This window comes from Shewanella sp. 433 (genome assembly GCF_059338565.1).
Genome location: NZ_CM181703.1, coordinates 3,036,130 through 3,062,496, shown reverse-complemented (window position 1 = coordinate 3,062,496; position 26,367 = coordinate 3,036,130). Strand labels below are relative to the sequence as shown.

At 39.2% G+C, this 26,367-nt stretch carries 19 protein-coding genes and 3 pseudogenes; 12 read left to right on the top strand and 10 right to left on the bottom strand.

The window, feature by feature from the left end; translation table 11 throughout:
- The first annotated feature begins 48 nt into the window (after positions 1–48).
- The gene (locus tag AC5YB1_RS13555; protein WP_494519606.1) at positions 49–909 is read left to right on the top strand and encodes a LysR family transcriptional regulator; all 861 of its coding nucleotides are present in this window, start codon (positions 49–51) and stop codon (positions 907–909) included.
- A 147-nt stretch (positions 910–1,056) separates the two neighbouring features.
- On the opposite strand, the gene AC5YB1_RS13550 is transcribed toward AC5YB1_RS13555, so the two are convergent.
- The 4 genes from AC5YB1_RS13550 to AC5YB1_RS13535 all read right to left on the bottom strand — a co-directional run bounded on the left by AC5YB1_RS13550 (position 1,057) and on the right by AC5YB1_RS13535 (position 5,703).
- Complete coding sequence (locus AC5YB1_RS13550; protein WP_494519605.1) at positions 1,057–2,088, bottom strand: porin; 1,032 nt, start codon at positions 2,086–2,088, stop codon at positions 1,057–1,059.
- A gap of 34 nt (positions 2,089–2,122) precedes the next feature.
- A complete protein-coding gene (locus tag AC5YB1_RS13545; protein ID WP_494519604.1) occupies positions 2,123–2,476 on the bottom strand; it encodes a cytochrome c3 family protein in 354 nt (117 codons plus the stop codon).
- Positions 2,477–2,486: 10 nt separating this feature from the next.
- Positions 2,487–4,007 carry an FAD-dependent oxidoreductase gene (locus AC5YB1_RS13540; protein ID WP_494519603.1) on the bottom strand — a complete coding sequence of 507 codons (1,521 nt, stop codon included), beginning with the start codon at positions 4,005–4,007 and terminating at the stop codon, positions 2,487–2,489.
- 595 nt (positions 4,008–4,602) lie between these two features.
- Entirely contained in the window at positions 4,603–5,703 is a 1,101-nt protein-coding gene (locus AC5YB1_RS13535) for an ISAs1 family transposase (protein ID WP_494519076.1), read from the bottom strand.
- Positions 5,704–6,254: 551 nt separating this feature from the next.
- Here AC5YB1_RS13535 and AC5YB1_RS13530 point away from each other — a divergent pair.
- Positions 6,255–7,160: pseudogene (locus tag AC5YB1_RS13530) on the top strand (IS256 family transposase); the annotation flags it as partial.
- A 1-nt stretch (position 7,161) separates the two neighbouring features.
- On the opposite strand, the gene AC5YB1_RS13525 reads toward AC5YB1_RS13530, so the two are convergent.
- Positions 7,162–8,270, bottom strand: a protein-coding gene (locus tag AC5YB1_RS13525) for an IS3 family transposase (RefSeq protein ID WP_494519602.1) whose coding sequence is annotated in 2 segments (ribosomal slippage) — positions 7,162–8,018 and positions 8,018–8,270 — 1,110 coding nt in all. Because the reading frame shifts where the segments join, the coding sequence is not laid out codon by codon here.
- A 72-nt stretch (positions 8,271–8,342) separates the two neighbouring features.
- On the opposite strand from AC5YB1_RS13525, the pseudogene AC5YB1_RS13520 reads away from it, so the two are divergent.
- Positions 8,343–8,657, top strand: a pseudogene (locus tag AC5YB1_RS13520) (transposase); the annotation flags it as partial.
- Positions 8,658–8,781: 124 nt separating this feature from the next.
- Here the strand turns inward: AC5YB1_RS13520 and AC5YB1_RS13515 are convergent.
- A complete protein-coding gene (locus AC5YB1_RS13515; protein WP_494519601.1) occupies positions 8,782–9,348 on the bottom strand; it encodes a hypothetical protein in 567 nt (188 codons plus the stop codon).
- Positions 9,349–10,151: 803 nt separating this feature from the next.
- On the opposite strand from AC5YB1_RS13515, the gene AC5YB1_RS13510 reads away from it, so the two are divergent.
- Positions 10,152–13,280, top strand: coding sequence for a bifunctional diguanylate cyclase/phosphodiesterase (locus AC5YB1_RS13510; RefSeq protein WP_494519600.1), 3,129 nt, complete (start codon positions 10,152–10,154; stop codon positions 13,278–13,280).
- 33 nt (positions 13,281–13,313) lie between these two features.
- Positions 13,314–14,423, top strand: coding sequence for a GGDEF domain-containing protein (locus tag AC5YB1_RS13505; RefSeq protein WP_494519599.1), 1,110 nt, complete (start codon positions 13,314–13,316; stop codon positions 14,421–14,423).
- A 233-nt stretch (positions 14,424–14,656) separates the two neighbouring features.
- Here AC5YB1_RS13505 and AC5YB1_RS13500 read toward each other — a convergent pair whose 3' ends face one another.
- The 4 genes and pseudogenes from AC5YB1_RS13500 to AC5YB1_RS13485 all read right to left on the bottom strand — a co-directional run.
- The gene (locus AC5YB1_RS13500) at positions 14,657–15,250 is read right to left on the bottom strand and encodes a Crp/Fnr family transcriptional regulator (RefSeq protein WP_494519598.1); all 594 of its coding nucleotides are present in this window, start codon (positions 15,248–15,250) and stop codon (positions 14,657–14,659) included.
- A gap of 120 nt (positions 15,251–15,370) precedes the next feature.
- Complete coding sequence (deoD, locus tag AC5YB1_RS13495; RefSeq protein WP_494519597.1) at positions 15,371–16,081, bottom strand: purine-nucleoside phosphorylase; 711 nt, start codon at positions 16,079–16,081, stop codon at positions 15,371–15,373.
- Between the two features lie 16 nt (positions 16,082–16,097).
- Positions 16,098–17,318 (bottom strand): NupC/NupG family nucleoside CNT transporter, encoded by a 1,221-nt coding sequence (locus tag AC5YB1_RS13490; protein WP_494519596.1) that lies wholly within the window; start codon positions 17,316–17,318, stop codon positions 16,098–16,100.
- Positions 17,319–17,692: 374 nt separating this feature from the next.
- Positions 17,693–17,832: pseudogene (locus AC5YB1_RS13485) on the bottom strand (ISAs1-like element ISSba1 family transposase); the annotation flags it as partial.
- Between the two features lie 300 nt (positions 17,833–18,132).
- On the opposite strand from AC5YB1_RS13485, the gene AC5YB1_RS13480 reads away from it, so the two are divergent.
- From AC5YB1_RS13480 to cysN, 7 genes are all read left to right on the top strand, one after another.
- Positions 18,133–20,085, top strand: coding sequence for a multiheme c-type cytochrome (locus tag AC5YB1_RS13480; protein ID WP_494519595.1), 1,953 nt, complete (start codon positions 18,133–18,135; stop codon positions 20,083–20,085).
- A gap of 573 nt (positions 20,086–20,658) precedes the next feature.
- Complete coding sequence (locus AC5YB1_RS13475) at positions 20,659–21,405, top strand: phosphatase (protein ID WP_494519594.1); 747 nt, start codon at positions 20,659–20,661, stop codon at positions 21,403–21,405.
- Positions 21,406–21,682: 277 nt separating this feature from the next.
- Positions 21,683–22,006 (top strand): ArsR/SmtB family transcription factor, encoded by a 324-nt coding sequence (locus AC5YB1_RS13470; RefSeq protein ID WP_494519593.1) that lies wholly within the window; start codon positions 21,683–21,685, stop codon positions 22,004–22,006.
- Positions 22,007–22,038: 32 nt separating this feature from the next.
- Positions 22,039–22,284, top strand: coding sequence for a thioredoxin family protein (locus AC5YB1_RS13465; RefSeq protein ID WP_494519592.1), 246 nt, complete (start codon positions 22,039–22,041; stop codon positions 22,282–22,284).
- A 244-nt stretch (positions 22,285–22,528) separates the two neighbouring features.
- Positions 22,529–23,533 carry a permease gene (locus tag AC5YB1_RS13460; RefSeq protein WP_494519591.1) on the top strand — a complete coding sequence of 335 codons (1,005 nt, stop codon included), beginning with the start codon at positions 22,529–22,531 and terminating at the stop codon, positions 23,531–23,533.
- Between the two features lie 354 nt (positions 23,534–23,887).
- On the top strand, positions 23,888–24,793 hold the full coding sequence (gene cysD / locus AC5YB1_RS13455) for a sulfate adenylyltransferase subunit CysD (RefSeq protein WP_494519590.1): 906 nt from the start codon (positions 23,888–23,890) through the stop codon (positions 24,791–24,793).
- A 66-nt stretch (positions 24,794–24,859) separates the two neighbouring features.
- On the top strand, positions 24,860–26,269 hold the full coding sequence (cysN, locus tag AC5YB1_RS13450) for a sulfate adenylyltransferase subunit CysN (RefSeq protein WP_494519589.1): 1,410 nt from the start codon (positions 24,860–24,862) through the stop codon (positions 26,267–26,269).
- Positions 26,270–26,367: the final 98 nt, after the last annotated feature.

Below are 26,367 nucleotides of genomic sequence, written 5' to 3'. Positions count from 1 at the left end.
TATATGTTTATATTTTTATATGTTAAATAAACGTAAGGGTATTGAGATTTGCCTAGGAAGATCCCAGAATTTAAATTGATTGCATCATATGTTTCATTGTGTGAAAGTCGAAGTTTTACCCTTTCATCATTAGATTTAGGGATCACGCAGTCAGCCCTTAGTCAACAAATTATAAAGTTGGAAAAAATTCTTTCGACACCATTAATTGATCGAAAGAGTAAAAGTAAGAAATTAGTACTGACTGAAAAAGGAGAAGAGTTTTTAGTCATAGGAACTCGAATTATAAAAAATATTGAAAGTGAAATTCAAACGTTTAATCGAGAGATGAGTAGTGAGTATTTAGTTATTGGTATATCTTATGAGTTTGATTCAGTAGTAAAAGAAGTTATTCAATCTCTTGGTAATACATTGTCCATAAAGTTTTTGATCGAAAAGGGCTTAAGTAAAGATATATATAAATCTTTTTCTCAAGATAAGTTAGATATAGCTATTGTAAAACAGTTGAAACCTAAAGGTTCATTTTCATCAAAAGAGTCACAATATTTTTGGGTGGCAAGAGATAAAGATATTTTAAAGTCCAATGAGCCTTTTGGTGTTGTTACATATAAAGAACATGGTATAACTCGTCAGCATCTAGAAGAAAATATCAGAAATTTATCTATAAATTATTATATTAGTTCTAGTGAGTTTAATGATTCTCAAATTGCAAATGCGGCAGCATCAGGGTTTGGGTTAGCAATTACTTCCCTTGAAGAACTAAAGAAGCATGGGAGTTTATCGATTATTGAGGAGTTGCAACATTCAGCACCACCTCCAAAAATATTCACAAACTTATTTGTTAGAGACAAAGATAATCTATACATTAATCGAGTTGCAACAATTTTATCAGTAATGTTATCCCTCAGTTGAACTTATTGTTTATACGTTTAAAAGACTAATATTTAAAATTGTAGTTTCTTGATTTAGATTGTATTTTTAATATCTTCTTGTTGTAAAAATTGTTTGTTTATAATGAAGCAGCCACCTTGTATCATATAAAATGGCTGCTTCATTCACCTAAAGATCGTATCTTACTCCAAAACTAAATAATGTATCATTATAATTACTGTAGCCGTTAATCATGTATCTACCCATTTCTGCATGTAGCTTTAATTTTGGGTTTAACTTTTTTTCAGCTCCAATTGCTAACATTTTTAATTTGGGGATAGGCATGTTATCAAGCGCGGCTTTGTCATTATAAATACGTTCTGCAATCAAACCAGAACCAGATTTATCACTTCCATACTGGATCTTGTACTTCATGTCTTCAACGTTCCAGCTAGCATTTGCAATAAAGCCAAAACCATTACGTCTATCATAGGCAACAGTTTTCTCATTAATCATTTCAGTATGCTGCAGTAAGGTGCCAAATATAAAGTTATTTATTTTTAACTTACCAACTACTCGTGAAGCGATAATGTCGTCAATACCATCACCATAAGCTAAACCAATATAGTAGTTTTTATTTCTAAATTTTGCATCGCCATAGTTAAAACTGATTTGGTATCGTTGATCTATATTAGATTCTGATTTTTGATTATTTAAATCGTCTTTTAACTGATAACTTAGTTCAATATTGATATCATCAAAATTTGAATACCTATATTTAATTAGATCGCCCATTCTTGCATCACCTTTCATAATGCGGCCGAACTTAAAGTTATACGGATCAAATGGATCAACTCCAGCTTTGATAGCTTTTAGTGAAGGTTCCATTCTTCCAAAAGTTACTTGTCCAAAGTCTCTGTTATTAAAGCCAATGTAAGTGACTCGCGAACTAAAAGGAGAGCTCCCTTTTTCGTTATCTTCACCATTTATTCCTATTTCAACTTGATAGATAAATTTATTATCATTATCGATAATTATATTATCCTTATATCCTATTCTTGAAAAAAAGTTTTCAAGTAAAAAACCATCTTCATATGTTTGATTACCTATTCCTATATCAGAATAGGTTAGAGATAAATCTAATCTACCATATAGTTCACCTGCATTAGCTCCGCAAGTAAATAATGATATTGCTAGAAGGTTGGCACAATATTTTTTCATGATGCTTCCAAATTAAAATACAAAAAATATTTAGTTATTTAACTTCATATTTAAACTCTGAGTGACATTGAGATGAATTACAACTTAATCGACTTTTTGAGTGTTCTCTATGACAGGCTATACAACTTGCGTTTCTTTTAAAATGAATTGAATCATGAGGGTTGTAGTATTTCTTATATTTCCCCTCTAACCTTACGGCAACCTCGTCTTTATCATGGCAATTATCACAACTTACATTTGATATGTTATATTCTCTATCTTTTGACACATGGCAGTCCGAACATTCATTATTTATGTGGTGAGGTTTTAAGTCACCAGTTTTTGCATTGCCAAAACTTAAAGTGGCTACAGACAAAAACAAAATCAATGTGATCTTCTTAAGCTTCATAATATTATCCTTATTTAACAGGTGTTAATTGATGTGCATGATTTCCAGCAATAATTCCAAATACAGTACAGTCTACTGTTGAACATCCAGTCATTCTAACTGCACCATGAATACCACATGACGCTTCACCACAAACATAGAGTCCATCAACAACTTCATCTGTTTCAGTATAATAAGCTTGGCTGTTTTCATTTATTGCCATGCCACCCATTGTGTAATTAAATTTAGGGTACACTGAACAAGCATAAAATGGTGCTTTACTGATTGAAGATGACATTGTTTTAATAAAGTCTTTTTCAAAGTCTTCATCAAGGTTGTTTTTAATTAATTCATTGTACCTTTCAATAGATTGAAGTGCTTTTTCTTTAGGTGTATCAAAGTATTTAGCTAATGACTCGATATCATCAAATTTTTGCATTTCGCCATTGTTTAAAATAATATGAAGTTTTTCTCTATCGTAAATATTTTCAAAACCAATAGCGTCATAAATAAGAACCGGGAAGCCACCTCCAGTACTGTTGACCTGGTCAATAATTTTATAGGAAAGACTCATTCTAGATTCGGCTTCAGAAATGAATCGCTCTCCTTTTATTTGGTCAAGTAATAAACCTTTTTCTATGTCTTCATACCCAATAGAGATACCAAATCTAACGAGTGATAATTGTATGGCTCTAATTCCGCATTTTTGCATCATCTTTAAGCTTCCTGCTGTAGCTGAAGGCCTAACAGTCGACGGAACCTTTGTATATTGAGGGAACTCTTTTTCTCTAAAATCGTAATCTCGACTGAATCCCCCTGTAGCCATAATTACAGCTTTATTCGCTTTGTAATATTTGACTATTCCTGTTTTATTTTCCCTGTCATCATTTTTTGCAAACTGATCAAAAAGGTAACCTTGCTTAACTTTAACGCCTATAATGCGATTGTTTTCATCCTTGATTAAGTCAATGACTTTGACCTTTAATTCAAATGTAGCCTTAGATAATGTCAAGTAGTGTTCATACAGTGGGGCTATGACTGCTACCCCCATATTCTCTGCTGGTTGATAACAACGCGTATTTGTATGACCTGCAACCTTCCTTAATTTTTCGCTATATCTTGCGCCACGATCTACTAAAAATTGATGTGCATCTGCACTGTTTTTTGCAAGTAGTTCAGCCAGTTTTACATTATTTAAACGCTTGCCAGACACTAATAAATCTTTAGTAAATTGTTCTACGCTATCTTCAATTTTTTGTTTTTTCTGTAAACGTGAATTTGCAGCAGCAAAAGTACCGCCACTAATGACTGATGACCCACCGTATGCAGGCATTTTATCAAGAATTACAGTCTTCGAACCGGCTTCAGCAGCACTAATTCCTGCTGACAACCCAGCTAAACCTGAGCCTACAACAATTACATCAAATGTTTTTTCCCACTGAATGGAATTATCTGCTTGCTGCGCATTTGCAATGCCTGGAAATGAAACTGCACCAGCAGTTGCTAACCCAGCTTGTATAAATTTACGCCTAGTAATCTCATTTTTGTTCATATAAACCTCTAACTTAAAGTAGTGAATAAATGCTGTAAATCGTCATTAGAGGTTTGATTTTATGATTCTAAAGGTTGGTGGTAGTTATTTTTTTTAATGGTAATCATTAAAATTTTTTTTGGATTGCAGTTGGATGTGTGAGGATATTGTTAGATGTATTGACATTACTCACAATATTTCTATTTTTTTTAATTTTTAAAATTATTGTTTTTGAAGATAGATCACATAGATTTTATTCCCAAAGGTTATTCTAATGTATGTTTTTCTAATTTTGATTGTAAAAATAGAGTTTTGTGGAGTATATAAAATATAATAATGTGGGTTAATGCGTCGGCATCGTGTTTTATGATGCTTAATTTAATATAACGTTTTTAATTAGTCACTCGAAGCTCGTAATGAAGAAATACCTATAAACAGCTATTAACACCGCTGAAATTTTCACTTTTTAGTTGCATGGTTACTAAAAGATACACCTTACCTTTTTATAGCTCATTGTCAGACTGTGTTAACCATTCTGTTTCATGACGGTAAATGAGTCAGTATGGCGGAGCAACTATCTGCAATAGCAGGGCGGGATTAAACTTTGTTAAATCATTTAACCAAAGAAAATCTCGCTTCTAAAATCGCCATTCCATGCTGCTTTTCTTATCTTGGTTGGTTTACTGGCTTTTAGCGGATGCTGCTCTAAAAGGTTCAGCACGATACGCCGAAATAGCGCCATCTTCTTCGCGTTTTCATGGTCACCAATCCTTGAACTGTCTTCCCTAAAGGTGACGTCAAGAACCCAATGTTGCTGGTTCTCGACGTGCCAATGCTGACGCACTGCTTTGGCTGCAAGTTCGACGTCTAGAGACAAAGAACTTAAGAAATAATCCGTACTTATGGTTGTAATGCCTTTGCATGTTCGTTGACGTTCAATGGCAATGAGCGACTTTGCTGACGGCCACTTTTTCGCGAGCGCCTGCGGCAGCTTTGCTGGAATTTGAAACGTCGTGCGACGCTCCTTACGCCCATGCCCCTTGTCATCCTCTTCGATACTCAATGTGTCGACGCCGTCGTTATCCCAGTGAGGTTGAAACTGCTCCTCTATGGCCTGCCTCAGTAGCGGTTGGTTGCCTTTTACCTGAACAATATAGTCGCCTTTAGCTTTGATGATTTGTTGAAGCGTTTCCCGCTGGCAGTGAAGTGCATCAAAGGTTACAACAGCGTCTTTAATGTCTAACATGTGCAACAACGCCTGAACCGTTGCGATTTCACTGCCTTTAGTCTGTGTATCTTGCTGATACAGCACAATTCCTTGTTCGGTATCAAAGGCCGAAACCAAGTGAAGCGCATTGTTAGCGCCATGTTGATTAACTGCCCCACGCAAGGTTTTGCCGTCAATAGCGATCAATGGCTTGGATGAAGCTTCTCTTAAACGATTTGCCCAACTAAAAAGTGTCATAACCAGTATTTCGGTATCGATCACTTTAATGATGCGAGCAATGGAATGCCGAGTAGGGATCCCGCTATCAAAATCTCGATGTTTACGCAGCCAAGATAGGTTCTCTTGGCCGAATTCTTCGATAGCTTGCCAGCCATCACAACCTGAAGCGATAGCGGCTAAAACGAGAAAAATAATATCAACTAAATCATGGTTTAGGTTGATGTGGGAGCGAGGGTCTTCGATGAGTTTCAAGTGTTCAAATAAGGACATGGATTAGGCTCAGTAGAATAACATGCCCGATCAGATCATGCAGATACGAAGAAGTTCCCTACTGTTAACAAAGTATGATCCCGCCCTGTCTGCAATAGTACCTCAGAAACGGACATAGCGGGGTAGACAGTTCAGCTCCAATTAGCCATTTTTACTTCGGCGATAATGTTGATAAGTGGAGCAAAATAAGTTGGCGTTGACACCATAATTAATGGTGGGAGTTTGTGAGGCATTGCCATTCGAAATGAATGGCTGTAAAGCATCATTTATGACGTCTCAAAAGTCAATTTATTCAACTACTGAGCTCAGACAAAAGTGTCTCAAAGCGAGGCATATTGGGGGGCTGTCTCAGGTAAAATGGTTGCTTGCTGTAAAGCACTGATTGGTATAGCAAAATAAAGGTTGTGTTTAAACGGGAGAATAGGCAGTAGAGAGCAGCATTTGCAATGCTTTAGCATGGCCAATGTGACCGTATTGACAAATAGCGAGTTTAGGGTAGTGTTCATAATTCTGTGTCATTTCAGTAAACTGTACAAAAACAGGAATGACACATGACTCAACCTTTTAACTTTGAACAAGCCCTTAAAGATCTTCAAGCCGGTAAAAGCCTCACAGGCAAAGACAGTATTCTTGGCCCATTGATTAAACAACTTACCGAAGCCGCCTTGCAAGCCGAACTTGAGCAGCATTTGGCCTAGGATGAACAGCCTAATCGCAAGAATGGTAAGATGGCTAAAACGATTAAGCATCCCTCTGGCAGCTTTGAGTTAGACACACCTCGCGATAGAAATGGCTCTTTTGAGCCTCAGTTGATTAAAAAGAATCAAACCACGCTCACCGATGAAATCGATCGCAAAGTGCTGTCGATGTTCAGCATGGGGATGAGCTACCGTGACATCAATCAGCACGTCGAAGAGATGTACGGCATTAATGTCTCTAACGCGACCATTAACGCTATCACAGACAAACTCATTCCTGAACTTAAGGCTTGGCAACAGCGCCCACTAGACAGCCATTATCCGATTGTCTGGCTCGATGCGATACATTACAAAGTCAAAGAGGACGGGCGTTATATAAGCAAGGCGGTGTACACCTTGCTAGCCCTTAACATGTAAGGTAAAAAAGAAATACTCGGCCTGCATTTATCTGAAAATGAAGGGGCTAATTACTGGTTATCTGTGCTGACCGATCTTAATAATCGCGGTGTAAAAGATATCCTTATCGCCTGTGTTGATGGTCTGACAGGGTTTCCTGAAGCCATCGCCAGTATCTTCCCCAACACAGAGACGCAGCTGTGCGTTATTCATCAAATACGCAACTCAATGAAGTATGTCGCCTCGAAAAATCAGAAGGCGTTCATGGCCGATTTAAAGTGTGTTTATCGCGCTGTGAGCAAGGAAGCGGCGGAGTTAGCGTTAGATGAGCTGGAGGTTAAATGGGGGGGTAATCCCCCCATTTTTAATGGAGTTCAGAAGTAGACTTGTTAATTTGGGCTAAACGCTGCATGGGGGTTATTCCTCCCAATGCCATGTTTGGTCGTTCATTGTTATAAACCCAAAGCCATTCAGTTGCAAAGTTTTGTAGCTCGGTCACAGAGTCAAACAGGTAATGACATAGCCAATCATAACGTACAGTTCTATTGTAGCGCTCGATATAGGCGTTTTGCTGAGGGTTGCCTGGTTGGATATAGCAAAGCGCTATTTGATGCTTCTCAGCCCAAGCTACAAGTAAACTGCTGATATACTCAGGCCCATTATCACACCGTATAGACTTCGGTTTTCCACGCCACTCAATGATCTGCTCAAGTGTTCTTTGCACACGGATTGCTGGCAAAGAAAAATCCACTTCGATAGCTAACCCTTCGCGATTAAAGTCATCGATCACATTAAATAATCTGACTGAACGGCCGTCTGCAAGTTGATCATGCATAAAGTCCATTGACCAACATTCGTTGGCTTTTTCAGGTACGGCTAGTGGCTGTGGTTTTTCACGAACCAATCGCTTCTTAGGTTTAATACGAAGGTTTAACTCAAGCTCACGATAAATTCGATAAACACGTTTATGGTTCCAACCAAAGCCTTTGACGTTACGTAGATGAAGAAAGCACAGGCCAAAACCCCAGTTACGTTGGCTGTTCGTCAATCGAATTAGCCAGTCAGCTATGACAGCGTTTTCGTCTGAGTTTTTAGGCTGGTAGCGATAGCAACTTTCGCTGACGTGGAAGGTGCTACAGGCCAAACGGATACTCACTTCCCTAGAGCTTACGGCGTTCCTTGCCATCTCGCACCGCAGAGACGGCTTTACCACTTTTTTGCCATTGCTTCCTGGATCAGCTCGGCTTTGAGTCGCTCTTCTGCATACATCTTTTTAAGGCGACGGTTTTCATCTTCTAGCTCTTTAAGTCGTCCCATTAACGAGGCGTCCATACCGCCATATTTGGAGCGCCATTTGTAAAAAGAGGCGCTGCTCATACCGTGCTCACGGCAAAGCTCAGGAACAGGTGAGCCTGCATCAGCTTGCTTAAGAATTGATAGTATTTGGCTGTCGCTAAATCTTGATTTTTTCATTGAGAATCTCCTAGTTACAGATTACGAGAAAATTCTACTTATGAACACCGTGGTTTTTCGGGGGGATTACCGGGGGATGCTTACCCATTAGTTGTCAAATCATGGCGCCGAAAGTGGCAAAATTTATCGCACTACTTTAAGTATCCTGAGCACATCAGAAAAGTGATTTACACCACCAATGCGGTGGAAGCAGTGCATCGTCAATTTAGGAAATTAACCAAAACCAAAGGCGTTTTTCCTAATGAAAATAGCTTATTGAAGCTACTTTATACTGGCATATTGAACGCATCGAATAAATGGACAATGCCCATTCACAATTGGAGCCTTTGTTTATCTCAATTAGCGATTTATTTTGAAGGACGTTTAGACAGCGTGCTAGAGATTTAAACTTAGCCTGACACAGAATTTTGAACGGCCTCGAGTTTAGTTCTTGTTTTTGTTCAATCGCTCTGATTGCTCACTTTCATATTAATGAGAAACATCATCATTGGATTAGCTTGTGAAAACCCATCTAGTCAAATGCTAATCTGTCTTTGTTCTTTACATTGATCTGCTGCTGAGTTTTAAGGAGCTTTTTTTGAGCTTCTTCGTGTAATAGCTGAGGCGATTTAAACTCCAATCTAATAAAGGCTGAATCCCGAGTTGTTGCGATCTGTTCTAACGCCACATATGTGCCTCCATCGACCAAACCATACCAGCTCTCCCCTTTACAGGAGCCTTGCAGCACACATTTATACGAGTAAATTTCACTGGCAACAAAACTGCTCATGTTATAGCCAACATCGATGAGTGATTGTTTGATAAAGTTGAAGTCTTCATTCAATTTATTCTTATGCAAGCTATAGTGATGACTCTGCATTTCTACCTTGGCTAAACGCTGCTCACTATCAGCATAGAGAATATAATGATCGGCAACTGATAATGATTTTGGCAAAACAGAAGTGATAACACGACTCTCTTCTCCTTCTTGCCTGAGCTCACCGTATTGCGTGACATCTTCTCCCCATTCTAAACCAAATGGTGCCATTCCATATGACCAAAACGGCGCGAATATTAAAAACAATGCTAACTTCTTCATCGTAGGTATTCCTCCATGCCAAAAAATTGACGCATTGTAAGTCAATAGTTTATATGTATACAAGTTGAATTACTTGAGAAGGGGAGAAAGTAGATACTTGGTCACAAAAAAAAGATGAAAGCGTTAATGGTGTGTTGTGCTGGTTGATTTTTATTGTTGTTTTGTGGGAGGGACTCTGCACGCAATAGCAGTTTATATTTTTGCAGTGGTACAGTGGGATTATCGCTCAAGCATGTTGACTCAATCATGAATTCTTCTCGATACGACAGGTATATCTATGATCTGTTTATGTGGTGTTTAATCTTGTTCGTGCAATACATGTTGTTCGCTTCGATTTTGTTTTAGGAAGTCTTCTCGTTGCCGCTAAGCTGTTTATGATGAAAGAGTTAACAATGATGGTTTAAACAGATAACTGGATTGTCAATGCCTTATGTTTACTTTTCCTTAAAGCACAAAGTGTGTATTAATACTGAGATTGAGTTCTAATTATTAGGTGCCTATTTTTATAGTGGCGATAAGTGTTAGCCAGTACAGTATGTTGTGAACTAGAGCACAACATAACTTTAATAATTTTGAGTTTTTACAAATACTGCTTTATGTTAATTAGGTTGCGCCTTTGCTGTTCAGTTGTATCTGGTGTTGTTGGTGGCTTGGCTAAATGTTTTAATTTTTTGCTCTGACAAATAGAAATTATCTGTCACTTTTGGGCTTTATGCTTACAGGAATGGTACGAAGGTGATGTCACAACTGATTAAGATAGTTATTAAAACAGTGTATTCTGTAACTACGGAGAGCCTATAATTATGTATAGTCAAATATTAAAAGTTGAAAAAGACTATACCCTGAGGGAGTTGCTAGAGAAACGTTCTACTTGGCTTTTTCTTTATGCTCTTATGGCTTTAGTTTTTGAATTTTTCCTATACTCCCCCCAAAGAGATGTTCTATTTTATCCTGGTAGCGGACTCGTATTAGCTGCATTACTTATTCTACCAAAATGCTACTTATACGATATTAAGTTATTCTTAGGGTTATTCTCTATAGATTTCATAATAAAAATATATATCCAGCAATATGAAATTGCCACGGCAATTTGGTTAGCTCTAGCTTTTTTGTTACAAGCTTGGCTCGGGGCTTATCTTTTATATAAATACTCACAGGGTTCAATAATCCCAAATACATATAAGGGGGTATTTGGGTTTTTACTGTTGGGCTGTTTAATTCCTACATTGTGTACTAATAATATATCTGCATTTATATATTGGCTAGATGGTGGGGATTATATCGGACAGTGGTTGATCTGGACCTCCCATCGAGCATTGTCAATTGTGTTGATTACACCTTTCCTTTTATTCTTCTCAGAGTTTATAAAGCATGACAATAAGCTCGATATAAGTATAAGCGCTTACTTTGTTTATGCCGCGATTTGTTTTGCTACCATTTTCACATTCTTGATAGCGAACCCTGATGGTCATGAATTAACAACTTATGGTTTTTTATTGATCCCCATATTTGCCTTATGTGCAGTTCGTTATAGCTTGGTTTTTAATTCTTTTGTCTCTCTTTCTGTTGGTCTAATTATCTTGTGGTGTTTTGATTATAATGTAAGTTTTAATAGCTTTGAGTACAAGTGGACTGATATTTTTACTTTATCCGTATTTGTATTTGCTAACCAATGTATGCTTTTACTGGTGTCTGCAGTAATGTCAGAAAGAAAAAATGCACTTGTTCGAGCTCAAAAGATGAGCCAGATGTATGAGATGATTAGCAATGTTAATCAGATGCTTGTTAGTATGAAATCTAGTGAAATTGAATTATTTAAAGATTTATGCAATATAATTACTCGAGAAAGTGATGTATCTCAGGCATGCATATCTTTAGTCGATAATGATAGTTGTTCTAGAAGTTTTAGATCTGTAGATTGCTCTAATTGCAGTATCAAGAATATTAAAGGCTGTAATGTAGAAGGTTCTTTCTGTATTGTTTCAAATAAAGACAAAAATTGTATTATAAATAATATCGAAAATTCTGATGTTGATGTGAGTGGTTGCGCCTGTCTCAAGCTTGGACATGATTTTAAAACAGTAGAAAACTATAATTTATATAAACAAGGGAAAAATTTTGCTGTATTATCAATGTTTTATTCTGATATTCATTATCTTGATGACGACATGCGTCAGTTGTTTGGTAATATGGCTAAAGATATTAGTTTTGCTTTAGATGTTCTTGCAGGCCGAATGCAACTTCAAATTATTTCTGAGGCATTTGAATATTCTAAAGAAGCTATCGTTATCACCCATAAAGATGGAGAGGTAATTAAAGTTAATCCATCTTTTACTGCTATTACTGGCTTCTCTGCTGAAGAAATCGTGGGTAAAAACGCTCGAATACTTAAATCTGGAAGAGAAAGTCGAGAATTCTATAAAGAGTTGTGGGAGACGATAATCAGCAAGGGTCATTGGACTGGAGAGCTTAGGAATAAGAAAAAAGACGGTGAATTATGTGTTCAAAGAGGCACCATTTCATCAGTTAAGAGTCATGATGGGCAAGTAAAACACCTCATTAGCATTATGGAAGATGTGACGGAACAAAAACAATATGAACAACAAATTTTACGTTTAGCAAATTTTGATATATTAACCGGTTTATCTAATCGTAAAATGCTGCAAAGTCAGTTTGAATGGAAATTAAGTAAAGTACAGAAAAAAAATAAGTTAGCCGTTTTGTTTATTGACTTAGATGAGTTCAAACATATCAACGATGCCTATGGTCATCAGTTCGGGGATTTACTTCTCGTTGCTGTGGCAGAACGTATACGTAGTTTCATCAGCAGTGGAGATATATTATCTCGTTTTGGAGGTGATGAATTTGTATTATTATACGAAGGTGTTGGTCACTCAATAGGCCATTTTTCCGATGAATTAATCGATGTTGTGAGCAAGCCTTATCATATTTCCGGGCAAAAAGTGAGTATTAGTTGTAGTATAGGTATTTCAATATCACCTACAGACAGCAATTCATTAAACGAGTTGATAGGTTTTGCTGATGCTGCGATGTACGAATCAAAATCGATTGGACGATCAACCTTTTCATTTTACTTACCTTATATGCGTACCCGTGCGATAGAAAAAGTCAAATTAAAACATGAACTGGAAGACGCCGTTCGTTACAATCAGTTTGTATTATTTTACCAACCAAAAGTTAACGTTAACACTAATGAGGTAATAGGGTTTGAAGCCTTAGTTCGGTGGCAACATCCTCAAAGAGGATTGCTTGCACCTGGGGAGTTTATCTCAATGGCTGAGGAATCTGGACAAATAATTTCAATTGACCGTTGGGTTCTTGAAGCCGTCATCATTCAAATTAATGAATGGAAAAAGTTTAAACTTCCTCTTTTCCCGATATCATTGAACTTATCATTATCAATTTTTACAGATTCAAAATTCATTGATTTTTTAGGCGATATTCTTGATGAATATGATGTTGCCGCTAATTTAATTGATTTGGAATTAACTGAAAGAGTTGCCATGGTAGACTTTGAATATACAATGCGCACATTGAATTCACTTAAACATCTTGGTGTTAATATCTCAATTGATGATTTTGGTACAGGATATTCGAGTTTGGCCTATTTACGTGACTTTCCGATCGATACTCTTAAGATTGATCGTGCATTTATTAGTGATGTACATATAGATAAGAAAAATCAAGGTATCGTATCTGCTATCTTAGCTATTGCAGAAACTATGGGATTAGATGTTGTTGCAGAAGGCGTTGAAAATGAGCAAGAGCTTAATTATTTGAAGAAGTATGGATGTAAGTTTTATCAAGGCTATTTTTATAGTAAGCCCGTGTCGGTGAAAGATATGGAGTCCAGGCTATTGATGGTCGAAAATGTAGATCAGGATAGTAATTTACAGTGTGTTGAATATTGATTTCATTGTTTTTAAAAGTTAAGGTTGTTAATTATGGAAGCATTTCGTTGGAGCGAAAACTTCATTACAGGAATACCGAAAGTCGATGGTCAACACTATCACTTAGTAGAAATTATTAATGAATTTGGTAGGTTGCAATACGAAAACTCAATAGACATATATTATATTGATGAGATATATAAGAAACTAGTTGATTATGCGATTCTTCATTTTCAGGAAGAAGAGCTATTAATGAAAGATATGAAAGTTGACTTGCGTCATATAGAAAATCATGTATATCAACATGATGGGTTTTTAAATGATGTTTCATTAATGTATTCCTGTATCAATCCAGAGAAAATTGAACAAACAAATAATATATTAAAATTTCTTATACACTGGCTTATCTATCACATTCTTGGGCAAGACCAAGATATGGCCAAACAGATAAAGGCAATACAATCAGGGTTATCACCAGCTGATGCATATGAAAAACTAGAACAAAAAAGAGATAGCTCTACAGCACCACTTCTAGAAGCTTTGAGTGGATTACTTGAACAGGTAGCGATACAAAATAAAGATTTAATACAACTTAATAATTCGCTTGAAGAAAAAGTCTTATTACGTACTAAAGAGCTACATGTGGCGAACCTGCATCTTCAAGAATTAGCTTTAACGGATGGCCTTACTGGTTTACCTAATCGTCGTCATGCGATGCGTTTTCTTTCTAAAATTTGGAATGATTCAATTAGTAAAAAATACCCCGTTGTTTGTATGATGATTGATGCTGATCGTTTTAAAGAGGTCAATGATATTTATGGGCATGATGTTGGGGATAAGGTGCTAATAGACTTAGCTCATAAGCTTCGTAATTCTTTAAGAAATGATGATATTGTTTGTCGGCTTGGTGGTGATGAATTTTTTATTATTCTGCCTAATACAAGCCATTCTGGTGGAGTTCATATTGCCGAATTGATTTGTAAAGCGGTTTCTGAACTTAGAGTCGCTACTGGTGGTGACCCTTGGCATGGCAGTATTAGTATTGGTGTCGCAAGTAAACAACCGTATATGGAATTCTACCAAGAGTTAATTAAGGAAGCCGATAGAAGTTTGTATTTAGCTAAAGAAGCTGGAAGAAATTGTGTAAAAGCAATTGGTAAGTAAGAGTGTCGAACTTTGTAGTTAATTCGGGTACTAATATGATAAGTTATTCAGTATCGGACTATACCAAAGAGACGTTACGAACCATTTTAAAAAGTGCGGCCACAGGACAAATTTTTAGAGATAATCCCTCTTTTTTTATGTATTTATTAGAATAGGTGGTGGTCGAAAGAAAGAGTAACTTAATCCAGATTTTATCAATTAAGCTCGGTCTAGGGATTGTGAGTGAAGTGAGATCAGAGGTTTATGATTTTGTAGTAAGGTTTTGATTTTTCGATGCGTCCTTCTTGTAGTAGGTCATTAAGTATTCGTCTATAAGTCCTTGTGGTTATTCCGAGCTTTTTAGCGCCAAGGGTTGTCGACAGTTTAAAAAAATCATCATTAGCGCGACTTTTAGCATCGAGTATTTGATTAATGATACTCACCCTAGTTGATTGCGTGATGTTTTTAATGAGTTCGTGCATATTTCTATTATATCTTTTAGTGATCAAAGATGTAATGTATATAAACACGTCAGGATTATCGCCGAGTATGGTTAAAAAGTTGGATTTTGAGATTTTATATAGGCTGCCAGGCCTATTTGCTCTAACACTAAATAATGAATTGTTGTTTTCTTGAAAGAATTCCATTTCACCAAGAAATCCGGTGTAATTATCCTCAACCTTGAGGATGAATTCATTTCCACATACATTGACGTAAGATATCGTTAAGCTGGCATTTGTACAAAATATCAAGTTTGAAACCTGACTTTTTTGTCTGAGTAAGTAAACGTTTTTTTCATAGTTAATTGCAGTCAAACCTATTGACTTAACCATATCAACAATGTTCATGTTACTTTAATCTAACTGTACATTAGTGTTGCATCAATACTACGCTTTTGCTTTAGTCAAATCAATTTTTATAAAGTGGCTCTATTTATGAGCCACTTTATAATGAACCAAGAGGGAGGGTTAGAGCGTTACTGCGGTGTCTAAAGCCACTTTAACCATTTCATGTAGGTCCGTTCTACGTTCGTCGGCACTCAGGTGTTCTTGACGTGTAATATGATCGGTTACAGTACACAGGCCAAGGGCATGACATTGATGTTCGGTTGCAAGTGAATAAAGCGCGTTTATCTCCATTTCAACACCAAGCACTCCATTTTTTGCCATCAGTTGGTAATCGCTTGCATTCGGTCGATAAAATAAATCAGATGAAAATACACTACCGACTTTATACTCAATTGCTGTTTTTTGTAGTTGCTCATGGCACGCCTGCAATAAATCAAAGCTGGCGACTGCAGCAAAATCATGATCTAAGAACCGAGTTCGATTCATTTTTGAATCGGTAGATGCGCCGATTGCGACGATTAAATCTTTCAATTTGACATCATCTGATATGGCACCACAACTGCCGACTCTAATGAAGTTTTTTACTTGATAAGTCGTCATTAACTCATTGAAATATATCGCTGCGGATGGTGCTCCCATACCATGGCCCATAACCGAAATTTGTTTCGATTGATACATACCAGTAAAACCGAGCATGCCTCTAACGTTGGTGACTTCCTTTACATTGTCTAAGTAAGTTTCTGCTATTAACTTGGCTCGTAAAGGATCACCAGACATAATGATTGTTTTAGCAAAATCCCCGAGCTCAGCATTTATATGTGGAGTAGACATTTTTTTACCTCGAATATTACATTAATGAGATTAACCCGCCAGCAATGGTTCCAGACATTAAGTTTGCTAGAATAGAGGCTAAAAGCACTCTCGGACCAATTTGTGAAATAAGCTCTCTTTGATCTGGGCACATTGCACCTATTCCACCTACGACCATGGCGAGTGAGCCCATATTTGCGAATCCACATAAACTGAAGATCACAATTGCCTGTGTCTTTTCTGATAATGAAGTCGATACTTCTAGAAAGTTGATATAAGCAACAAATTCATTGACGACAATCTTCTGCCCTATAATGGATCCTGCTTGTATGGCTTCAGACCAAGGCACACCCATTAGAAACGTTAATGGTGAGAGTAAATAGCCGATTATCATTTCTAATGTGAGATTATCTATACTAAACAAGTCTCCAACAGAGCCGACAATACCATTAAGTAACGCAATTAATGCTACAAAGGATATTAATAGTGCTGTGACAGTGATGACCTGATTCATCCCCATTAAGGAGCCGCTTGAGATAGCATCGAGTAGCCCTTTCGATTTATCGGCATCTTCTATTTCAATTTTATTTTTGACTAAATCAGGATCTGTTTGAGGACACAACAATTTGGCAAACAATAAACCAGCAGGAGCCGTCATAAAACATGCAGTTAAAATATATTTGGGGTCAATCCCTAGGTTAATATAGCCGACCATAGTTCCCCCAGCGACACTAGCTAAGCCACCAGTCATCACTGCAAACAACTCTGAGCGAGTCATATTTTTAACTAATGGACGGACCATAGAAGGTGCTTCGATTGGGCCAACGAAAATATTAGCGGTGGCAGATAACGATTCAGCCTTACTTGTTCCGAGTAACTTTGATAGGGCTCCACCAAAAATATTAATTATAAATTGCATTATTTTCAGATGGTAAAGCACAGATATTAAAGCTGAAATAAATACAACAACACACAATACATTGATAACGAATATAAAGCCTACTTTATAACTCGCTAAATCACCAAAAACAAAGGTTAAACCGGCATTAGAAAATGCTATGACATTATTAACCCCATTGCTCATGCTTTCTAGAATCGATACTCCTATTGGCACATACATAACGAAAGCACCAAGTAATATTTGAAGTATTAACGCTCCTGCAATGGTTCGAAAATGAATACTTTTTCTATTTTCAGAAAATAATATACCAATAAGTATTAGTACAGTAACTCCGATACAGCTCATTAAGGTCGACATAAGTAGTGAGTCCATTTTTTTATTGTCTTTAAATTATTCCTCAATTTTTTACAAAAAAAACGGACATTTTTCCGCTTTGCAATATTTTTATTACAAATGCGGGTAAAGTTTTAACCTATTTTAATCAATCAGTTAGCTTAGTTGTTTTGCTGAGGATATCTGTTTATTTTTTGAACTTGAGAACGTTCAATCAACAATGGCGAATGAGGTACTAATGAACATTTCCTAAATTTACAATTGATTAGGTTCAGGCTACTGAGGGGGAACATGCCAAAAATGCCTTTTGAGTATCTGACTCGGGGGGCAGTGTACTGGTCAAGCCAAACTGGACACTTTTAATTGGACCAGGGCGGGATTAAGCTTTATTAAACCCTTTAATCAAAGAAAATCTCACTCCTAAAATCGCCATTCCATCCAGCCTTTCTCATCTTAGTTGGTTTGCTGGCTGCTGCTGTAAAAGGTTCAGCACGATACGACGGAATAGCGCCATCTTCTTCGCGTTTTCTCGGCCACCATTTTTTAGCTCTCTTCTCAAAAGGTAACGTCAATTTGGTAAATATCTGAGAGTGACTACCCAGCGACATCGCTTCGCTCTGATCACGGTTTTTTTCAGTCGTGTACGATAAATTAAAAAAGCAGTATGTTTTAAGTTATTTTTCAGCTTGGTGGTGTAGTCATGCCTAGAACCTTGAATGTAAAGAGTTTTAATGCGAGTTGTTAGTTTAGTGTGATCGGGTGGGCATTAATTAATCTATTTTTTCTTTACTATTAAGTGGTACCCATTAAGAGGTACTCATATTAAAGGGAAATGATAATGAAACGAGCGAGTCAATATAAGTTGGTATTTCTTGTTGCGGCGGCAATTGGCATGGCTGCCTGTAGCGGCGACGACGGTAAAGATGGTGTAGATGGTCTTCCGGGTGAACCGGGTAAACCAGGTGAGCCTTGGGTTCCACCAGTAGTGACAACTTCTGCAGTTGCTAAAGTGATGACTTGGCAATATGACGATGGTTTAGTCAATGTTGAGTTTTATATCGAAAACCAAGATGGCTACCCAATAGAAGATTTAGATAAAGTACAGTTAATGTCAACGATTAAAAATGAGGCTGGCTTGCTCGCAGATACCGTTGATGTGACTTGGATTGCTGGTGATGAAAATGCTCCTGGCAGTTTAACTTATGCCGGCGAAGGTGTTTACAACTTATCAATACCACATGATGCTGCAACACCTGAGTCTATTGGTATTGGTTATATCCGTCCTGGTAATGGCGCAAATGGCATGCCGCGTACCAAGCGTGTGATGTTTACCAAAAATGACCAATATGCCCAAGTTAGCTCCACTGATGATGCTAAGTGTGTTTCATGCCACGGTGATTTTGAAGATGGCACTGGCAAATCAACGTGGGGCTGGCATCAACATCACCACGCATTAAACAATGACCAAGAAATTGTGATTGTTGATTCATGTTTAACTTGTCACACTCAAACTGAACAAGTAGATGGCGGTTGGGCTAAGAATACGATGGCTATGCTTGGTCATGGTTTAAAATATATTGATGGTGTAAAACAAAAATCAGGCCACGCGGCATTGGCTGAAAATTACTCCATGGATAAGTACCGCTGCTCAACCTGTCACATTGACGATGTGGTATTTACTGCATCACTGAATGGCTGTACTACCTGTCATGGTGATTTGCAAGATGCAGATAAAGATTTAGCTGTTAAACACACTAACTTCACCGATCTTGATTGCGCTAGCTGTCATACTGCGTTCCAACATGATCACGAGAACGGTAAGTCGCGTGATGAAGCATTAAACCGTTACAATTTTGAAGTGGTTTCTGTAGTTCGTAGCCAAGATAAGACAGCAATTGAAGTCACTGCAACTGCGACGGATAGTGAAGGTAAGCCTGTTGATATTTTAGCGATTACCGATGCATCTCCACGAGGTTGGGCAACCGTAGTTAAGCACGGTGAAGCCATGCTGCCTGGTCGTGACGAAGGTCATGTTGCACGTTCTATGAGTGTAATGGCTGGCAACAATGCAGGTGAAGTTGTTTATACCATTGAACATGCAATGCCATTCGTTGAAGGTGAAGTATTGCTAGGTGGTGTAGATGGTAGTGTAAATTATACTCACCGATGGGGATACCCAACTAAGGCACCGATCTCTGTATCAAACGTCAAAGACGTACGTCGTACTAGCTCTGATGGTTTAAAGTGCCTATCTTGCCACACTGAAGGTTTAGATGGACATGGTAGTAAGCGTGGTGGCTTTGATTTAGGTGGTGACGCTTGTGTACAATGTCACTCAGCCTACAACTGGGCACCAGGTAAGCAAGGTGAAAACTACGCTATGGCGTGGGGACCATTGGTTCATAACATGCACTTTGGCGCGTACAAAGTTGAGCGTGGGCTAAATGATATGCCTACAACAGACACAGGCATGCCTGTTGACTGTCAAGCATGTCACACTGGTATGATTGACCTTAAAGATGTAGCACCAGCTGTTGTGTTAAATGGTCTTGATGAGGCAAGTGTTTACGGTATCACGGCTATCTCAGCTAACTGTTCAACTTGTCATACCGCTGACCCAGCGATTGCCCACATGAAAACTCAAGGTGGTGAATTCGATGTGCCTGTTGTTCCCGTTGGAACTCATGCTGGTGAAAAAGCTGGTCATGCTGTGTTTGACCCCGCTCCAATCACAGAATCATGCTCAGTTTGTCACACTCCTGCAAAACTTGCTGAGTCGCATAAATTTTAACCTGCACATTTAGCGTTTAATCATGATACGAAGTAGTCAAAATGCCTGAATATTTTCAGGCATTTTTCTTTTCAGTACTCAGTTCGGTAGATGACCCCCATTGCAAAATCTTCAATTTATTGTATTGGCAACTACAGAAAACAAACAGACAGATGCTCATTACAAGGTACTAGCTGCAATTCGTTTTGCTCAAACTATCTATCGACTGCGCATATCAGTGACGCCATAACATCGACTAAATCTGGTCTAGGTTGATGTGTGAACATGGTCTAAAAGTGACACTGGGTACAGGTGATTAGCATAACATGCTCGATCTGATCCTTCTTTAGCCTAAAAGTACCTGTCAGTTAATAAAGTATGCTACCTCCCAAGTATGCTAACTAGTTATAAGTTGCTGGGTTTGGACGCTGCTAAAAGAGTGAGAGGCCTATATGACACGATGGTAATTTTGTGATGAGCATTTTGTAACTGTTGATTTTGGTTTTAATTTTGGCTCTAAGAGGGCATGGTGAAAAGCTGGTCAAATATAGTAGACTAGAACGCAACTTTTTGATTCAGGAAATAAGACTTATCATGAAATTTCTTGTTGATGTTCATGCGCATACCATTGCTTCCACTCACGCTTATAGCACCATACATGATTACCTTAGTGTGGCGAAAGAGAAGGGGGTTAAGCTGTTTGCTATTACCGATCATGGTCCCGATATGGCCGATGCCCCGCACTTTTGGCACTTTGTGAATATGCGAGTACTACCTAGGGTCGTTGATGGTATTGGTGTATTGCGTGGTATCGAAGCCAACATCAAAAATGAACTCGGCGAAATTGATTTTTTTGGTGAATATTTGCAAGCTCTCGATATTGTACTGGCCGGTTTTCATGAGCCGGTTTTTCCGCCTTCTACTAAAGAGGCCCACACTCTGGCGCTCATTAACGCGATTGAAAGTGGCAATGTCGATATTATTTCTCACCCTGGCAACCCAGCTTATCCCATTGATATTATGCGTGTCGCAGCGGCTGCAGCTAAACATAACGTAGCGCTTGAAATAAACAATTCCTCTTTTTTAACATCAAGAAAAGGCAGTGTGGATAATTGCACCGCCATTGCTAGTGCAGCCAAAGAAGCCGGTGGGTTACTGGTGATGGGCTCTGATTCCCATGTCGCTTTTGACTTGGCAGGTTTTGATAAGTCGGAAGAGATTATTGAGGCGGTGGGTTTTCCAATGGAACGTTTACTCAACCGTAGTCCTGAAGCCTTGTTGCATTTTCTCTCTGCAAGAGGGCATACATCGCTTGATGAATACGCTGTTTTAATCGAATGACATATCGTAGCGCTTAGGTTTGATTCGACGTGAGTTGAGTTACATAAACTTTGGGTTTATTCACTATGTTGTTTCAAACCAAGTGCTTAAACATTAAGGGCTTAATGTTTAATTAACGCGTGCTGATACCTCACCGTAATACGCTTTTCTTACGGCTCTGTTTAAGAGCCTACCTATGAGCTTGATCATATTTCCTAGCAAAATCATTCAGTAATTCTTGCCTTTCAAATAACACTTGGCGATTATGCCAAATGAGAAAGTAAAAAGAGACATAGCCATGACAGAACAAGAGCAATTGAAACTCAATGCTCGTGCTGCGGTACTTAAGGCATTAGCCCATCCGACGCGTTTGTGGTTATTGGAACAATTGCAACAGCAAGAATATTGTGTTTGCGATCTTACTGATGGTGTTAAAGCAGATATCTCAACAGTATCCAAACACCTATCAGTATTAAAGCTGGCGGGGATTATTAGTAGCCGCCGTGACGGGAAACAGATTTATTACCGTCTAGAAACCCCATGCTTATTAAAAATGCTGGGTTGTGTAGAAGCCGTAATAGCGAAAAACGCTCAAGATTTGGCTGCACAGGTTAAGTCTTAGTTTTAGCTAGAAACACTTAGAAGAGACGTGATATGAAAATAGAAGTATTAGGGAGTGGGTGTAAAAAGTGCACCAATTTAGCGACAGATATTCAACAAGTTGCAAAGGACTTAGCCATCAACATTGAGTTAAGCAAAGTCACTGATATGGCTGCCATACTCGATTATGGTGTCATGTCGACACCGGCTATCGTTATTGATGGTGCAGTGGTGTCGGCAGGAAAAGTACCGTCTCATCAAGAGATTGAGCAGCTGTTAACGCAAGATCCTAGCCAATAGGGCTGATCATGTTCGTTAATGAAAATCACAAAGGCTTTTGTTGTAAGTTTAAGTGCTTACGTGAATACAACGAGTTGCTACATAGCTTGGCCTAGCGCCGTTTCAAGCGGCCAAAGGTTTCTATGCTGCAGATTGTGGCTGAACACTCAAGTTTGAATGGCTCGCAATTTATGGTTTTGCAACTCAGGTGCTCATCGACGCCATATTACTGCTGGTTTGCTAAGTCTCTTTTATGGGGTAGAAGATGTTAGTGTGGTTTACTGTATTTGCAGATTGGCTCGTTTACGATGTAGTCGGGTTGTCGAATCAAACTCAACTTGGTCAGGCGGTACACTTTTTTATTGAAGACACCACTAAGATTTTCGCTCTGCTGATTATCATGATTTATGCCATTGGTTGGTTGCGAGCCTCACTAAATATTGAACGCGTTCGCGGTTATTTATCCAGTCAACCAAGAATGGTTGGCTATGGATTAGGGGCTGGATTTGGTGCGATAACCCCGTTTTGTTCTTGCTCTAGTATTCCCGTTTTTTTGGGGTTTACCTCTGCAGGGATCCCCATTGGCATTACTATGGCGTTTTTGCTCACATCACCGTTGATTAATGAAGTCGCTATTCTATTACTATTTAGTCTGCTCGGATTCAAAGTCACCTTGCTCTATACCGTGATCGGCATCTGCATTGGTATATTAGGCGGTGCATTACTGGATCTGCTCAAAGCCGAGCGTTGGCTGCAACCTCTAGCCGCTAAGGCTTATGCAATGGGACAAGAGCAATCTAGTGGAATAAAAGGCCAAGCAGCATCGTTAACAACAGCATCTGCTGTCAGTTGGCAGCAGCGCCATCAGTTTGCCAAATCTGAAACTGTTGAGATATTTGGCAGAGTATGGAAGTGGGTCATTATTGGTGTTGGTTTAGGTGCAGCCTTGCACGGTTTTGTGCCAGCGGGTTGGCTTGAAGCCAACTTAGGTGATGGGCAGTGGTGGTCTGTTCCGCTTGCTGTGCTGATGGGAGTTCCACTGTATGCAAACGCAACTGGAGTGATCCCTGTAATAGAAAGCTTGTTATTACAAGGTGTGCCATTGGGAACCACATTAGCATTTTGTATGAGCACAGTTGCTGCCAGTTTTCCTGAGTTTGTGATGTTGAAACAAGTGATGCAGTGGCGTTTGCTAGTACTATTATTTTTTATTTTATTAGTGTCTTTCACTGTAATGGGGTGGCTATTAAACTTGATCCCGTTAGCCTAACTTGATGTAAGTGCGATAAATCAAGGGGATTATTCAGCCTGACGCCTTCAGGGGATGTTACTTTTACAAGCCGACAATTGTCTATGTCCCCTGATCACCCAAGATGGTATTCATTCATTGCTGCTTTTTGATACTGTTTAAATTCACCGTTTTTACTTTCATTACTTCTTATTTCTTTTTAGTATAAATAAATTAATATTTATAACTTCTAAATCGTATTGGTACTGTTATTATTCTTTCAATGCCATCACTTGGTGAGCCTATCAATGTTTTTGCTTGCGCATAAACGAGTCTATTAATAGGTAAGCTTGCCGATTATCCAATTGATATAATTGATATTATACGGAAGCCTATATGTCTACAGCGCAAACTCATTTGAAACAACTCGAAGCGGAATCGATTCAGATCATGCGTGAAGTTGCCGCAGAATTTGATAACCCAGTGATGCTATATTCTGTCGGTAAAGACTCCTCAGTATTGCTGCATTTGGCCCGCAAAGCCTTTTATCCCGGTAAGATCCCGTTTCCTTTAATGCACATCGATACCAATTGGAAGTTTAAAGAGATGATTGCGTTTCGTGATCTGATGGCGGAAAAGTATGGTTTCGATTTGATTGTGCATAAAAATCCGCGCGGATTAGCCATGGACATCTCGCCCTTTACCCACGGTAGTGCCAAGCATACCGATATCATGAAGACAGAAGGGCTTAAACAAGCACTTGATATGCATGGCTTTGATGCCGCCTTTGGCGGTGCCCGTCGTGATGAAGAGAAATCACGTGCTAAAGAGCGAGTCTATTCGTTTCGTGACAGTAAGCATCGCTGGGATCCTAAGAATCAACGCCCCGAATTATGGAATATCTACAATGGCAAGGTCGATAAAGGCGAGAGTATTCGCGTGTTCCCCCTATCGAATTGGACTGAGTTAGATATCTGGCAATACATCTATCTTGAAGGTATTGATATCCCGTCTCTTTATTTAGCCGAGCCTCGCCCTGTGGTGAAGCGCGATGGCACGTTGATCATGGTTGATGATGAGCGTATGGCACTTGAGCCCGGTGAAACGGTGGAGCACAAGATGGTGCGTTTTAGGACCTTGGGCTGTTATCCACTCACCGGCGCAGTGGAGTCGAATGCGACCACCTTGCCTGAAATTATTCAAGAGATGTTGCTGTGCACCACCTCGGAGCGCCAAGGACGAGTGATCGATAACGACTCAGCCGGCTCGATGGAAAAGAAAAAGATGGAAGGCTACTTTTAGGCCGCCGCTCCGCAAGCGTAAAAATGCCTTAAGTGTGCCGTTCACCTACAGAATATGAGAAAGATCATGACAACAGAACAGACGTTATTGCAAACCGATATCGAATCCTATCTTAAGCTGCATGAAAACAAAGATATGTTGCGTATCTTGACTTGTGGCAGTGTGGATGATGGTAAGTCGACCCTCATTGGTCGCCTGTTGTTTGATAGCAAGATGATTTTTGAAGATCAGATGGCGGCCATAGAGAAAGACTCTAAACGTTTTAATACTACGGATGATGCGTTTGATCTGGCGTTGCTGGTCGATGGCTTGCAATCTGAGCGTGAGCAGGGGATCACCATTGACGTGGCTTATCGTTATTTTGCTACTGAGCAACGTAAGTTCATCATTGCCGACACCCCAGGCCATGAACAATACACCCGCAATATGGCGACCGGGGCCTCGACTTCGGACTTAGCCATTATTCTTATCGATGCACGCCACGGGGTGCAGGTACAGACGCGGCGTCACAGTTATATTTGCTCGCAGCTTGGCATTAAACACGTGATCATCGCGATCAATAAGATGGACGCGGTGGGGTACGACCAAGGTGTGTATCAAAGCATTAAAAAAGCCTACCGTGAATTTACCCAAGACTTGGCGTTTACGGATGTACGTTTTGTGCCGATTTCGGCATTAAAAGGCGATAACGTGGTTAATGAAAGTAGCCATATGACTTGGTATCCAGGCTCTACCTTACTCAAATTGCTTAATACGGTGTCAGTTGAGCAGGATAAGAGCGACTCATTTCGTTTCCAAGTGCAGTATGTTAATCGGCCTAATCTGAACTTTAGAGGTTTTTGCGGCACCTTGGCGTCGGGCGACATTCGTGTGGGTGACACCATTGCCGCCTTGCCCTCTGGTAAAGAGAGTCGCATTAAATCGATTGTGACCTTTGAGGGAGAGCTTGAGAAAGCCGTGGCGGGTCAGGCGGTAACCTTAACCTTAACCGATGAAATAGATGTCAGCCGCGGCGATATGTTGGTGCGTCCACATGATAAACCCAACTCTAGCGCGCATTTTGAAGCCGATGTGGTGTGGATGACCGAAGAGCCACTGTGTGTGGACCGTGAATATGCTATCAAATTAGGCAGTAAGTCGGTTTATGGCTTTGCAGATGCGATTAATTATAAGGTTGATATTAATAATTTAACCCAACATCCGGCGCAGCAGTTAGCACTTAATGAGATGGGGAATTGCCATTTTTCACTGACAGAGCCGGTGCAATTTGATGCCTATGACGTTAATCGCGATACCGGGGCGTTTATCATTATCGACCGATTAACCAATGTGACGGTTGGCGCCGGAATGATCCGCAAGGCGATTGATGCCGCTAAGGGTAAAAAGCGTGCGATCTCCGAGTTTGAACTTGAGATGAATGCCTTAGTGCGCAAGCACTTTCCCCATTGGGGCGTTAAAGATATCGCTAAGGCTTAAGACGCCTTTAAGAGAAAGCTAAGTCGTAAGTGGAAGCGGTAAGCGAGTAAGTCAGCTTACCGCTTATCGCCAGCCGCTTTGAGCCGCATAAAGATAGG